Consider the following 14,731-nt stretch of genomic DNA (forward strand, 5'->3'; position numbering starts at 1 on the left):
GAACAACGCTCACGTTTGAGGGGTCATTGTCTCAACCGGTGCAGACGGAGATCGCCAATGGCTCAGATCCCACCCCAACATCTGCTCCAGCTGGGTGATCTCGGCATGGAACAGCTGCTGAAGCTGATCGCGTAGCCGCGCCTCCATAGCCTTGCCGTAGCGGCCGCTGTTGGCGCGTAGGGGCTGGGCCGGGGGAAGAGGCTCAACGCCTAAAAAGCGATGCACCGCGCCGAGGATGGTGGCCGGATCGGCCAAAAGCTGCTCCTGGCAGACGATCAGGGTTTGCTGCTTGGGAAAAAAGCTCCAGAGCCGCCGCAGCTGTTCGCTGTAAAAACCACGGCTGGCGTAGGAGAACACCCGGTGCTGCTCGGGCAGGGCAGCGCGGCAACGCTCGGGCTCAGATGCCAAGGCCTCGGCAAACGACAAGCTGTCCCAATGCCGGGCTGTTTCCATCGCCCAGTGGGAATAGGCCCGCTCCACGGGGTTGCGCAGGCAAAGGATCAACCGCATCGCAGGGTTGTAGGTCCAGATGCGCGCCATCGCCGGCCACCAATAGCTATAAATCGGCGTGGCCTCTCCGCAGAGGCTGCCGGCTGGTGCCTCACGGAAATGCGCGTGATAGAGGGGCAGGAGCTGCTGAGGCTGCTGCCAATTAAGCGTTTCGTTATCGAAGAAGTGGAGCTCCTTGGCCGCTGGGATGAACAAGCCGGGATGCTGGCGCAGATAATCCGCCAGGGCTGTGGTGCCACCCTTCTGAACTCCGGCAATCAGGAACCCAACGCGAGGTTCTCCAGATCGTGCAGGCATGAACTGAGTGGCATTCTGCGGTTTCATCGCTGCATCGATGTGGGCCAGATGGCCTGATCATGGGCCCTAGGCAAGTTGAGCCAGGGGTGACGCGACTGGAGAAAGCGGCTAGCTCGATAGAGCCCCTTAACCGTGATGCGTTGCGTCATCGAGCGAATGTGGCTGGTGTAGGTAGCGAGGACCTCAGGGCAAAGAACACCGTGCCACCCAGCCTCAACGAGCAAGCACCAGAAATCGAAATCTTCCCAACCTTCCACGCTATGCACATAGCCACCAACAGCGCGCCAAGCATCACGACGCACTAGGGCCATGGCATCAATGTAATTGCCACGGCGAAACAGCTCTTTTTGCCAAGGCAGATAGCTCACCAGTGAGCGTTGGTCATCCGATCCCTGCTCAGCCACAACACGAATCAAGGAGTGAACAACACCACACTGCTCATGGGCATTGGTCGCCAAGGCGCCGCAGTGGGCCAGCGCGAGCGGCTCGAGTGTGTTGTCAGCATCCAACACAAAACACCAGGAGCTCGTGGCAGCTGAAAACGAGGTGTTCCGCGCTGCCGCAAGGCCTCCATGGTCGAGATGCTGCAGCAACAGGCAGCGCGCAAATGAATGCTGGTGACGTTGCATCCAATCGAGCGCCACATCAACCCCATCATCAGTAGATGCGTCATCCACAACGATGAGCTCGATCGAGGCACATGCTTGTTGAGCTAAAACACTTTCGAGCGCATTACAGATGCGTGAACCATAATTATGGAGACTGATACACACAGCCCATTGACAAGGCACTGATGTGTCATGTTGAAGTACAGCCCGCACATCTGGCGTCGGCGTGACCGGGCTAGCGGGGGAAGGGCATCCCTGGCGGTACCACTCCAATTCCGCCCGGAGCTCAGCATCCCCCACTGGAAAGGAAAAACACAGGATTGGTGCACACCCGGGCCTGTTCGATTGCACAAAAGCTCGCCAATCATTCCGCTCGTGAACCTCCGCGCTGGAACAAAAGCGCACCAACTCCAAGCCTGCATCCAAACAACCCTGTAACCAAACGGCCAGGAGTCGGCCCTGATCGGGAGATTCAACACGCAGGCCAGCAAATCCAGGCACACCAAGCAGGGGGGATTGCAGCTGACAATCCAAAGCTGGCCCAGCAGATCCCAAACAAAGCGTGCTGCCGAGGCTGGCAAGCTGAGCGGGAGCAGCCAGCCCGAGCTGAGTTGCACAATCAGCCCAAGTGCCTTCATGGGGTTGCAAATAGCCGTTGGTGGCCTGCTCTAACTGCAAACACGAGGCCCGCACCCCGAATTGACGTAGCAATTGGACGCGGGCTGGATCGGGATCCCACACCCGCTCCAACGCAGCCAACTGCAACAACTCGCGCGCACCGCAAGCTCCAGGGTGCACATCAGCGAAGTTGAGGGCCAAAGAGCCGTGCAGTGCCGCGCCGAAGGGCTCCAGCTCCAGAAAACACCCCCCCTCTATCGGACAATGCTGTGCCCAAGCATGGGCAGCCCAGTGGTGGAGATTTCCACCTCGCACGTGGATCACAACGGTCGCCGCTGTGGCTTGCCATGCCTCAGCAAGAGGTTGTGAGCCCGGCAAAGCCGCAATACGCCGCCAATCCGCCTCAGAGAAACCGTACTGGATCCACAACAACAACTGGTGATCAGCCGCCGGCCCCTGGCTCCCGCACACCATCTCAGCCAGATCGCCCCAGGGATGCGTGGCCGCTCGATTGGGTATGGGCTGACCCAGCCAACGGTTTACGGCACGCTTGATCTGCCCGCGGCGGCGGCTGTGTGGAGCCAGCGCTGGTGGATCAGGCTGACGCATTAGCCACTGCTGCACACCATCACGCTGATGGGGATGCATCGCCAGAGCCCGTAACCGACGCTCCAAGCGCCGCACCTGAGCAGACACCGGGGTCGACCGTGCCTGCCGATGGCTACGGCGATGCTCGGACTTCACAACAGAGGAAAGGATGCTGCGGAGCTCGGTCTCCTCACAGTGGGGCACCAGAGCATGCAGTTGCTGAAAACCCCTCTTTGGATCAAACCAGTGGCTGTAATGCACCACCTGCAGGGGTAGGCCGGCACTGTCGAGAACAACGCTGCGGTTGTGGTGCCACCACAGCCGTTGGCCTCGCCATCCATCCATCCCTGTGGCTTGGTGGTCGCGTTGCACCAGCGACACGATCACCTCTCGTGGATCCCGCACAGCCAACACCACCTGCAGTGGCATGGCCAACTGCTCACAAGCAGCTCGCCAAAGCGGCAACAGCACACTGCTCCGGGGATCTTTGATGACCCATGGCGTGTTGTGACACTCTGCCTCCAGCAAACCCGTCAACTGGCGCAGCGCTTGGCGTCCTCGCGGAGAATCCAACCAAGCGTCGGGAAGAGGCCGCATGCCGCGGGGCGAGGGCCACCATCGATCGAAATCGATCAACAGTTGCTCCTGAAGCGCCGTTACATCCGCGCGTTCGAAATAACCCTCTGGGTTGTGCGCATCGCCAACAAGGAGTGGTCCGGGCATGGCGATGCCACAGGCTGAAAGCAGGGACCCAAGCAGGGATGTCCCACTGCGATGCATGCCCACAATCAACAGCAACGGGGCCGATGTCATACGCCGTAGAGCTGATGCTGCCAAGCAGTCCAACGGGGGTTCACCGCAGCGATCCGCTCCAAATCGAGCTCGGTCAAAACGGATTCGGCAGAAGCAACCGGAGACTTGCGATTGGCCTCCGGTAGATCACCAAAGGCCGGCGTACCTGAGGGTAGAACCGGCAGTAAGTGCTGGTTGAGATCCTGCTGCAGAAACTCAAGGCGCAAGGCCGTGACCTGCTCGTCAACCTGGAAGTAGTGCAGCCACCAATCGGCTGCCACCCAGGTGCCGCCGAGCCGGAAGGAGTAAAAAAGGCCAGAGCGAACCGGTTCAAAGTCCAACTGCGGGCAATCCATGCGGCGACGTTTGTGCTCCCAGTCGCTAATCAACCACTGGTCGAGCCGGCGGGCAGTGATGAAACGGCGGCGATGCCCTGCCCTCCACTGGCTTCTGCGTTCACGCTGCTCAACAGAATCATGCATGAGCGGTTCATAAGGATCAACCGCGACGCCGGGCAACGCCAACTTGCGAAATAAACCGAGCATCGAGGTGCCACCTGTTTTCGGCAGGTGGAGCCATAGGAACGTGTCACCAACGATCAAGGCTCATCACAGGTGGCCTGGCCACTAGGTTAGTTCAAGGTGGCGAACCGATTTGGCCACAACACGGGATAATTCAAACCTGGTCCAGTAAGCCTTATGACCGCACGGCGGTGCATCCTGCACATCGGCATCTGCAAAACCGGTACCACCTCGATCCAATACAGCCTGGCGGCCAACAGAGAGGCCTTAGCCGATGCTGGGATAGTGGTACCCAGAACCCTTGGACCAACCCACAACCACCGGCATCTCACCTTGCTAGGGGTTGACGGCGATACAGAAGCCGGCCAACGGGAATGGGACGTCATGCGGCACCGCACTGCCGGGCTTCAGGCCTGTGGCTCGCTCAACGAAGCGAAGCAATGGGTGGAGCGATCACTGGCCGCTGAACTAGCGATGGTTCCAGCATCAAGCTGGGTGGTGTTCAGCTCCGAGCAACTCTCCCAGCGCCTACTGACTCACAATGCCGTCCTGCGCCTGCGACAAGCCTTGGAGCGCATCGGGTTTGAAACGGTACGGGTTGTGGTGTATTTGCGCGAACAGGTTGGCCTATCGATGAGCTGGGAATCGATGCAAGTGATCGCGGGTCACACCGTCCAGGATCCTCTAGAAACACCATCAGCGTTTAACCATCAAGAGCTGCTCGAGCGATGGGAAGGCGTTTGGGGACACAAATCAATGATCGTTCGTACCTACGCACGCCCTTTTCTACACCAAGGCGATGTTGTGAGCGACTTCGAGCTACACGCATTACCGTTCGCAGGAGAATACCTCAAAGCGAGCAGGACAGTCAGAAGAAACGAAAGGCTTGGGCAGCGAAGCATCTTGCTGTTGAGACAGGCCAATCACTGGCTTCCAAAAATGCTACCCAGACCTGTCGTTGAGCCCGCAAGAAGAGCGCTGGTGCAGATGAGCAGACTTCACTGGATCAGCGGCAAGCCCGAAAAAGAGGTGAAGCCAGCCACATTTAGAGCGCTAGCCAAACAGTTCAGAGATTCAAATCAGTGGGTTGACCAAGCCTATGGTACGCATCTAGAGGAAAGCTTTGGAACTACATAACAAGGAACAGTGAGAGCGCCCTATAGCGAGGACGGCAGCAACCTATAATACTTTAGACCTGAGCGACGGTGGAGTGCAGAATATTCAGCACCTCAGCAGCCTATATGCCGCTGGCAACTATCAGGGATGCATCGCATGCTGCGAAGAGATCCTCAACAGCAACCCCAACGACGATCTAGCCTTCAAGTGGGCGGGCAAGTCACTATTGGCCGTCGGCCAGATTGAACAAGCGCAACAGTGCCTGACAAGGGCGCATCAGCTCAACCAGAGTGATCCTGAGATCTTAAAAGATATTGGCAACTGCTTACTCAACAAAGGTAATTACGAGCAAGCCGCTGGTGCATACCAGAGAGCCTTGAGACTTCAGCCTGATTACGCACCTGCCATCTATAATCTAGCAGGCGTCGCACAGCTCAGTGGAGATCACAAAAGAGGGCTCGAACTTTTTCTGAAGGCCGTTGAACTCGACCCCTATCTACGCCAGTCTTGGCTGGAAGCAGCGAAGTGTGCGCTGTCCATGGGCCAGTGGGATACCGCTATCACGCTTGCATCAAAGGCTGTAGCAGTTAATCCCTCTCAAAAGGGGGCTTATCAAGTAAAAGGTGACGCCCACAGAAGCAAGGGCGAGTTGAACGATGCATTGCAAGCCTACCAAAGAGAATCTGAGCAAAACCCAGAAAATCCAAAAGCGTTAATCAACGCTGCAGACATTTTGCATACACTAAATAAACCAGAAGAAGCGATCAGGCTACTAAGAAGGGCGCTAGAACTGAAGCCAGATGATGTTTTGATTCTCTCAAATCTAGGTTGCATGTTAAACGCAGCAGAGCGCCACGAAGAAGCTGCACAATGCTGCCAGCGATCAACGCTCCTCAATCCGAACCATGCAGAATCATATGCAAATTTTAGCCTGGCTCTGTTTAATCTAGGCAGGCTTGATGAAGCCTTAGCTACCAATATCAAGGCTGTTGCCTTGCAGCCCAATAATCCAGGTTTTCTAGCCAATCTTGCGGTAATTTACGAGGCTCGTGGCGATCATGAACTAGCAATCAAGCATCATCGTCAAGCATTAGCTCTCGCTCCATTCGATCAAGAAGCCCACACAGGTCTCGCTTGTATCTTGCTGGCAAAAGGCGAGTTCTCACTAGGCTGGAATGGATATGCATACAGAACTCACAAACCACAATGTCGTGATTTACCAGTTTGGGATGGCAGCAGACGGGAGAAAGTGTTGGTGATCGGCGAGCAAGGCGTCGGGGATCAGATTCTCTACGCTTCATTAATTCAAGAAGCTCAGTCAATGTGCGAGAAACTTGAAGTGAGAGTAGATCAGCGACTGGTGCCACTCTTCCGGCGGTCGTTTTCAGGAAACATCACAATTGACTGCCTCAAGACTCTAGAACAAGAGACATCTTGCGATTCTCACATCGCTATTGCTGATTTAGCGAGACTATTTAGGCATGAGGTTTCCGACTTTCCTGATAATAGTCATGGATATCTCCAGGCAGATAGTACTCGTTCAGTCGAATTAGCAGAAGATCTTCGAGGCGGATGCAACCACAAGCTTATCGGCTTGAGCTGGAATTCTGAAGGCAGAGGATATAAGAATAAAAGCAAGTCGATTGCTCTACAGAAGCTAGCAACTGCGCTTCATCAGATCGACGCCAAGCTTATCTGCCTCCAATACGGCAACCATCACGAAGAGATTAGTTCATTGCGGAATGCACATGGTATCAACATTGAAACCGTTGAGGGTTTAGATTTATACAATGATATTGACGGAACTGCTGCACTGATCAACGCTTGTGATGCAGTAGTCTCTATCTCGAATATGACCGCTCATTTAGCAGGTGCACTAGGCAAAGAAACACATCTACTAGTGCCTCGCAGTCCCAATTTCTGCTGGGGATTAGAAGGCAATTGTACCATTTGGTATCCGTCAATAAAGCTCTACCGGCAAAACCGTACTGGAGATTGGTCAGAAGCAATTGAAGCTGTTGCTGATGGACTGTCAGAAATAGGCAAGACAGCTATGAGGAAAGGGGACAAAAACAAGTCTTGCTGATTGCGCTATTGCTAGCACTTTCAAGCCCTATAGACAGGATGACCGGTTACAACATTATACGAGTCTATTTCAAGCCATTTAGATAGTTGCTTAGGTGTATTATCTTCATGACAGAGTGCATTAATGATCGGCCCTTAATAAGAGTGGTCGTGACTGATCGGGCATGTCGATGATCAAGCTGCCGACGCATGAGGGTCGGTAAAGGTCATGATCGTTACATTAAGTACAATCGTGGGATCGCGGGCTTCTTGCAAATCAGGCCTATCCGGCCGAAGCCGTGATTTGCAGTGGAAGACTCTTCAACCAACGACATGTCTCATGGCCGCTGATCAGCCAAGAACTGAGATTCCTTGTCCAGTACATCTCTTAGGATACTATTGAGGCGACTGAGCTAGGAACCAGTCAAACAAAACAATCATTCCAACAAGTGAGATGTAATTAGATGAGCTGGCTAAGCTTACTTAGTACAACCCAGTTAGGATAATGACCTTCACTGTAAAGATAGACTAAGGCTTTTAGGCTCATCAATTGTTATAAGCATCAAAACTAGGGTGGCAACCGAGAGATTTCAGGCTGCCAGCGCTATGAAATGAATAACATCGTAAACAGATACTGAGCAGAAGAGCATTGGTTTTCATGTATTTGACTACAGAACATATTTGGAGCGGTACGAGCGGATCGGGTTAGCTTTTCTTAGGAATTCCTAGAAAGCAAAGAACAAGCGACATGTTAATAGGACATAAAAAAAGCCCCTCCGGATTGGAGGGGCTTACATTGGTAAGAACCGCTAAATCAGACAGCCACGAATTCGTTAGCCGTGAGAGTAACGGAGTTACTAACGCCACGGAGAATCGTGAAGTTGTTCACACTGCTATTGATGCTGGCAGCAGTAGCAGCACCAGAGATGAACTGGCCACCATCGTAGTTAGTCCACACTGCGATGTCAGTACCGTTCTGGTTGACGACGAACTGACCAAGCTCAGTAGCGTTGACCTCGGAGTAGAAACCACGGACGGCAAAGTTGCCAGTCTGATTGTAGTTTTCACCAAGGCTCATGTTCACGGCTCCAATGGTTGGAGCCTGAAGATCGTTACCGAAACCAGTGTCGAGAACGTTGTTACCAGAGCCGGCATTCCAGTCGGTAATGACGTCTGCACCGAAGGAAACCGTAATGAAATCACCATTAGTGATTACGGCATTAGCAGCGGTGGCAGCAGCGGTGGGACCTGTAGTGGGGGCGAGAGTCAGGGTGATTACGCCGGTAGAACCCAGTGTGTTGCCACCACCTAAGAAGCCCTGGCGGGCTACAACGGCATCAGAACCAGGGATGAAGAAACGGTTGCTGCCGGTGCCACCGGTGAGAACGTCACCAACGGCGTCACCAACGAAACCGACGGACAGATCGGCATCGAAATAAGCACCGATCAACAGATCATCGCCAGCACCAGCAACAATTTCATCGCGGCCAGCATAACCAGCAAGCCAGTTGTTGCCTTCGCCACCATCGATGAAGTCTTCGCCGCCACCACCGAAGATCGAGTCTTGGCCGTCGCCACCAAAGATTTCGAGGTCGGAGCCAGAGCCGTTAGTGATGTTGTCGTTGTTGATGCTGATGCTGCCACCGCGACTGATGTCGAGGAGAGCACCGCTTGCATCGATGATGTCGTTGCCGTCTCCACCGTTGAAGCTGGATCCGGTAGTTGTGGGATCCGAGACAATACCGACTGAAGGATTAAAACGGTCGGCCGATTGGGCGGCAGCTGTCAGGACGTTGAACTGACCAGCCTGGATTTGGATGAAGTCGTTTCCAAGTTGACCGTTAACGATCGAATTAGAGAACGCTTGGTTCTGAGGACGCAATTGGAAGCGGATAGCGTCATCGCCCTGACCACCAAAGATGGAAGCAGCGTTGAAGTTGCTTACAATTGTGGGGTTCGCGTCAGCGCGTTCATCCTGCAGGTTACCGGCAAGGATGAAATCAGCGCCCAGGTTGCCGTTGATCTTGGAGCTCTGAAGGCTTCCAATGTAAAGATCGTCAGAACCTTGACCACCCGAAATGGTGCTCAGAGTGGCAGCAAGGCCGATATCGGTGTTACCAATACGGTCATCGCCATCGTTGCCGTTGATGAAAGAGGTGGTGGCGATGTTGGTCAGACCAGCCGACACCGCAACGTTGTTGGTGATGACGTCAGCACCTTGGCCACCCTTAATTGTGACGGAGCGGGTGCCGTTGAAATTGATGGTGTCATCGCCTTCAAATCCTTCAGCAATGAAGTCGAAAGCGACGGTGTTTTGAGTATTACCGGTAATTACGGCAATGCTGTCGGCTTCCGGGGTGCCTTGAAAGGTCCAGGGTGCACCGCCGGTGCCTTCTTGAGTGGTAAAAGCCACAGTGTTGGTTGGGGTTGCTGGAACGCAGGTTGAATCTACGCGAAGATGCGTAGCATAGTCAACATAGCATGGGCCTACAGGGGACGGCATGTTGCGTGGCACAGACTTGTGATCGTCCCTGAGAAGCGTTGCCAGACCTGGATTTAAGAGCGAGAACCAATTAAGGGATCGGCACATCAAGCATCCTGCTTGTGCCGATTGTGCCAGCTTGCTGACAAATGGCGGACCACATGCTCTAGATGCGGCGCAGTGCATCCGCCTTATCGCGGAAGCCACCCAACAACAACTGGAGATAAGTCACATCGCGGAGCTTGATGCTCGCAACCAACGACATGCCAACCTGCAAGGGGAGAGTACGGCCACTTTTCAGCTTGAGTTGTTGATTGGCTAGTCGGATGCTTGCCGGATAGCGATAGATCTCACGCTGTTTTGATGGATCCGGAGGAAGTGCATCCGAGCCGATCTTGATCACAGTGCCTTCGAGAACGCCAAAATCGGTAGCCGGGAAAGAATCAATACTCACATCCGCTGGCATACCAACACGGACAAAACCGATGTCTTCTGTTGGGATTTCTACGCGAGCCTCTAATTTATCGTAGGGAACAATACGCATCACGATCTCGGTACTTTGAGCCGCAAAGCCTGTGGATTTAGGTTTGAGATCGAAAACAACGCCATCCACCGGCGCCTTGATCACTTGGTAGCGCAAAGACTGATTGGCTTCAGCCAGTTGAGACTTGAGAGACTCGAGTTCAGCTGAAAGCTGTTTCAAACCTTGTAGTTGGATCGCACGCTGCCTCTCTCCATCGAGAATGGTTTGCTCGAGCTGTCCGCGAGTTTCAGTGACTTTATTTTTCTGCTGGAGGTACTGCAATTCAGCTGCTGCACCCTCTTTCTCAAGCTTTTCATAGCGAGATAGCACTTCTTGATCAAGGCGTAGTCGTTCTCTTAAAATGGTGGCAGTTTTAGCATTGAGCTGCTCAGAGCGTTTTGTTTCATCAAGCTTCGACTCCAATTGAGCTTGCTTAAGTTGAATACTCGAAATCAAGCTGATCTGCTTCGCCTTATTCGCCTCTGTATCCAGCTCCAGCAATGGTTGCCCGGCTTTCACTTGCTCCCCATCCTTCACCAAGATCTGCTTGGTAACCCCACCCAAAGGAAGCTGAATATCCTTAACTGAACCAATCGGTTGGAGCCGACCTGTGGCCTGAACAATTTCCTCAGTTTTGGCGAAGGCAAGCCATGCCAATGCAAAAGCAGTCGTACCAACCAAGGTCCAGGTGAGTGAACGCATCCAGAAGGTGTGCTGGTTGAGCACCTTCTCATCTTGATCATTGGGCTGGATTGAAGATTCCAGCTTTTTTTGAGCGCGTGTGAATAATGAAGCTGGCTTGTTGAGTAAAGACCTCATTATTGAGCCTCCTGTTGGCGTGACAAAGCAAAATAGCGTCCGCGCTTCTCCATCAACTCAGCATGCGTACCCATTTCAACAATGGCACCTTGATGCATCATGATAATGAGATCAGCCCTCTTAATCGTTGACAATCTGTGGGTGATGAAGAAAACTGTTCGGTCATGAAGAGAATCGATAAGATTGTCACAAACTTGCCTTTCTGTTGCGTAGTCCAAAGCACTTGTTGCTTCATCCATCACCAGGAGCTTCGGTTCGCTTAACAGTGTGCGTGCGATAGCCAACCGTTGCCTCTGGCCTCCACTGAGAGCGGATCCTCGTTCACCAACAGATGAACTATAACCATCTGGGAGGTCCATGATGAAATCATGAGCACAAGCCAAACGGGCCGCGCGAACAATCTCTTCACTATCGGCGTCAGGTCGCGTTAAGGCAATATTCTCGCTCACACTGCCAGAAAATAGAATTGGCTCTTGAGGAACAATTCCAATCTGGCGGCGCAACGAATAAAGCTCAATTTTACTAATATCATAGTGATCAATTAAAATACGACCTGAATCTGGTGAATAAAGGCGTGGCAAAAGCTTCATGAGTGTGCTTTTGCCACTACCACTCTGTCCAACGATACCGACGAATGTACCACTAGGAACATGGAGATCAACATCCTTAAGGACTGGCATCTTACCCTTAACGAATGCAAACGTAACGTTCTGGAACTCAACCTCACCAGTGATCGGTGGCAGCGGAATTTTTGACTGATCAGTACTGTCGGATTCTTGTTTGGTGTCAATCACGTCAGCAAGACGCTCGAAGCTGATGCGAATTTCCTGAATGCTTTGCCAAGTTGACGATAGGCGCAACAAAGGCTGAGTCACGTTGCCGGAAATAATTCGGAAAGCAATCAGCTGACCTAAAGTTAAGTCGCCGCGCAAAACAAGAATGGCGCCAACCCACAGCACCAACAGTTGAGACAATTTCTGGAGAACAGAACTGGTTTCGTTTAGAGCCGTACCTGTCACAGTTTTCTCAAACGTTCTCTGAATGTAGCGTGAATAAAAATCTTGCCATTTAAAGCGGCTAACCATTTCCACATTCTGAGCCTTGACCGTTTGAATACCACTCATCACCTCAACCAAATGGCTTTGAGTATTCGCGTTCTGAATGGCTGCTTCTCGATATTGGCGCCTAAAGAGCGGAGCGCCGAGGAGGGTGAGGGCAATCTGGATAGGAACAACAGCAAGTGCAACGACAGACAGCTCGATGCTGTAAACAAGCATCACAACAATATAAATTACCGAAAAAGCAGAATCCAAAACCGTTGTTAGGGCTTGACCGGTGAGGAAATTGCGAATTTTTTCGAGCTCAGCAACTCGAGTACTTAGTTCTCCAACAGGACGCTTGTCAAAATAAGAGAGTGGAAGTCTAAGAAGATGGTCAATCACCTCAGCTCCTAGGCGTTGGTCGATTCGATTCGTAGTCTGAGCAAACAAGAAGGTTCGCAAACTGCTTAAAACGCCTTCGAGAATTGTGACCACCACAAGCGCAACACCAAGAATTTGCAAGGTGTCAAAGCTTCGCTGAGAGATCACCTTATCGATGATCACCTGAATTAATAGTGGGTTCGCCAGCGTAAACATCTGGACGACAAAGCTCGCGATCAGAACCTGAACAAGAATGCCCCGATATCGCTTCAGCGCAGGCCAGAACCAAGAAGGGCCGAATTTCTTCTCCTGGTTAACGTTAGATCGGTCAAACTGGAGGACACCGATTCCATCCGGATACGAATGTTCGATCTCTTGAGGACTTAATTCAACAATTCCATCTCGCGGCGATGCCAAGATGATCCCCTCTCGACTGCTCGCCATCACCAAGGCAAAGCTGTCTTTCCATTCCACAAGACTAGGAACCTGCAGCCGAGATCCGACCGAAGCAGGAACCTTGGCACCCATCACGTGCAAACCAAAGCTTGCCCCTAGCTCTCCGCAGAGCTGAAGCGTTGGCTGGCTGCCGCGTTGCAGCGTTTGACGCAGGCCTTTTTCGATCGCGTCTCGACGGAACGGCAGATCGAGTTGCTTGCACAACATCTGAAAACAAGCCAAGGTCTCTTCAACTGGACCCTCTGCACGGACGAGTTGCTGCTTCCACTGGTCTGAACCGATAGAGTTCAGGCCGCTGACTTCAGGGACTGCGGGGGCTTGCCCTATGGCCGGCTCTGGCGGTGCCTGGGAAGGGTCTCCTGAGGGTTCAGACGCTGCAGGGTTAGCTCGAGCCGCCTCAAGAATCGTTATCGGCAAACTCAAAAGTCGATAACCAAACGGTTTGGTTGTCTGACTGAGATCAGGCAGCTCACTGAAGGTTTCGATGGGCCAAGGCTGTTGGCTGGCAGGAGCACTGACCAGAAAAACCTGACGACCTTGGCGCTGAGCCTCTAACAAGGCCTCTTCGTGAGGCTGAACCAACGTTGCAGTCGCATAGGCGTCCGAAAGAACGCGCATCACCGATCCATCCGAACCAGCCGCATGCGATTGGACGGCTTGGATGAGCTGCGCCACCTCAGAGGGCCAGATATGGCTCTGACACCATTCGCGGAAGGCCGGTTCAGTCTGAAAAAGCTCCAGCACAAACCGATCGTCAAGGCTCGCCACAACCAAGGCCGAGGATGCCGTGATGTGTTCGCAGGGATTGCCGTGGAGAAGCGACGCCAAACCCAGCAGCTCACCCGGGCCCAAGCGCGCCAACGTGGCCAGTTTTCCTTGATCCGTGCCTAAGAGACGAGCCGTTCCCTCGAGGATGAACGACACCTTGGCCGGCAGACTGGATGGCAACACCACCAGTTGACCTAGGTCATAGCGGAGCAACTCGGCGTTGCTCTGTAAGAGCTGGAGGCCCTCAGAGCTCAGGCCCTGAAAAGCTGGTGCCTGCTGGAAGGGCAACGAGGGTGACTGAGTCATGCAGCGCTGCCTTCGGCCAAATGAGTCAACAAGGCCACCATCGTACGGTTTGTTTCTTCCAACACCCAGCTATCCATCAGCTCGTTGGTCATTTGTGCCGCCATGGCGGTGTCGAAACTGGCTGGCCGGTAGCTCTCCAGGCGAACCACCAACCACCAGTCGGCAATCTGAATCGGCATGAGCAGCTGGCCTGGCGACGACGTTCTCAGCCGTTCTGCCAGGGCAGGGTGAGCCTGGGTGAGCGGCACCGGTCCAACGATTCCCTTGGTGCCACGCTCAGGGCCTTCGGCAAACTCGGCGGCTAGGTCGGCGAAGTTGGCTTCACCGCCTGCGATCCGAAGGTAGAGCTCCTGGGCCAGAAACCGGTTCTGAACCCTCAACAAGCTGTACACAACGCTGTCGAGCTGGTTTTTGCGTGTGAGAAACCTGGCCTCTGCCTTATGGCCAAACCACTCTTGGGCGCAGCGCTGGCGCTTGATCGGAAGGAGGAGTTGCTCGGTGAGATCAGCTGCCGTGAAACCGCTTCGCGCCAGGAAAGCCTGAAAGGCGGCTTCATCCTCGAGGCCTTGTTTCTGCCGGTAGGCGGCCACCAGCTGGTCACGTTCCTCATCGGAGACTGCGACGCCACCCACCGCTTGAGCCACCAGTTCCTGCTCCACGAGAGCGCGCAGCAAATTTCTCCGGCGCAGCAGGGTCAGGCAATGAGCATCCAGGCTCACCAGAGCAGCGGGGAGAGCTTGAGAAAGGTCTGGTGGGGAAGCCGTGTTCATGGTCACGAGATTAGTGGCAACCCCCTGGGGGGCAACCCATCCTTGGGGTTCGGTTGACCCAGGGCACCTCCG

The 14,731-nt window shown here is 53.7% G+C and carries 9 protein-coding genes; 2 read left to right on the forward strand and 7 right to left on the reverse strand.

From position 1 onward, the window contains the following. Nucleotides 1–9 precede the first annotated feature (9 nt). The 3 genes from KUL97_RS10520 to KUL97_RS10530 are packed head-to-tail and all read right to left on the reverse strand — an operon-like array spanning nt 10 to nt 4,015. The gene (locus tag KUL97_RS10520; protein ID WP_217796935.1) at nt 10–807 is read right to left on the reverse strand and encodes a sulfotransferase domain-containing protein; all 798 of its coding nucleotides are present in this window, start codon (nt 805–807) and stop codon (nt 10–12) included. A 23-nt stretch (nt 808–830) separates the two neighbouring features. After that, entirely contained in the window at nt 831–3,434 is a 2,604-nt protein-coding gene (locus KUL97_RS10525) for a glycosyltransferase (protein WP_217796936.1), read from the reverse strand. After that, nucleotides 3,431–4,015 (reverse strand): hypothetical protein, encoded by a 585-nt coding sequence (locus tag KUL97_RS10530; protein ID WP_217796937.1) that lies wholly within the window; start codon nt 4,013–4,015, stop codon nt 3,431–3,433. Before KUL97_RS10530 ends, KUL97_RS10525 begins: the two co-directional genes overlap by 4 nt. A 96-nt stretch (nt 4,016–4,111) precedes the next feature. Here KUL97_RS10530 and KUL97_RS10535 point away from each other — a divergent pair, with 96 nt between their 5' ends. Further along, nucleotides 4,112–5,071 (forward strand): hypothetical protein, encoded by a 960-nt coding sequence (locus KUL97_RS10535; protein WP_217796938.1) that lies wholly within the window; start codon nt 4,112–4,114, stop codon nt 5,069–5,071. A 73-nt stretch (nt 5,072–5,144) separates the two neighbouring features. After that, nucleotides 5,145–7,136, forward strand: a complete 1,992-nt coding sequence (locus KUL97_RS10540) for a tetratricopeptide repeat protein (RefSeq protein ID WP_217796939.1) — start codon at nt 5,145–5,147, stop codon at nt 7,134–7,136. Between the two features lie 792 nt (nt 7,137–7,928). On the opposite strand, the gene KUL97_RS10545 is transcribed toward KUL97_RS10540, so the two are convergent. From KUL97_RS10545 to KUL97_RS10560, 4 genes are all read right to left on the reverse strand, one after another. After that, nucleotides 7,929–9,527, reverse strand: coding sequence for a calcium-binding protein (locus tag KUL97_RS10545; protein ID WP_217796940.1), 1,599 nt, complete (start codon nt 9,525–9,527; stop codon nt 7,929–7,931). Between the two features lie 235 nt (nt 9,528–9,762). Then, the gene (locus KUL97_RS10550) at nt 9,763–10,938 is read right to left on the reverse strand and encodes an HlyD family secretion protein (protein WP_217796941.1); all 1,176 of its coding nucleotides are present in this window, start codon (nt 10,936–10,938) and stop codon (nt 9,763–9,765) included. Further along, nucleotides 10,938–13,889, reverse strand: a complete 2,952-nt coding sequence (locus KUL97_RS10555) for an ABC transporter transmembrane domain-containing protein (protein ID WP_217796942.1) — start codon at nt 13,887–13,889, stop codon at nt 10,938–10,940. The genes KUL97_RS10550 and KUL97_RS10555 overlap by 1 nt, the downstream gene beginning before the upstream one ends. Then, nucleotides 13,886–14,608, reverse strand: coding sequence for a peptidylprolyl isomerase (locus tag KUL97_RS10560; protein ID WP_368656141.1), 723 nt, complete (start codon nt 14,606–14,608; stop codon nt 13,886–13,888). The genes KUL97_RS10555 and KUL97_RS10560 overlap by 4 nt, the downstream gene beginning before the upstream one ends. Nucleotides 14,609–14,731 lie beyond the last annotated feature (123 nt).

Origin of the sequence: Synechococcus sp. HK05 (assembly GCF_019104765.1) — a bacterium.
Classification (GTDB): domain Bacteria; phylum Cyanobacteriota; class Cyanobacteriia; order PCC-6307; family Cyanobiaceae; genus Vulcanococcus.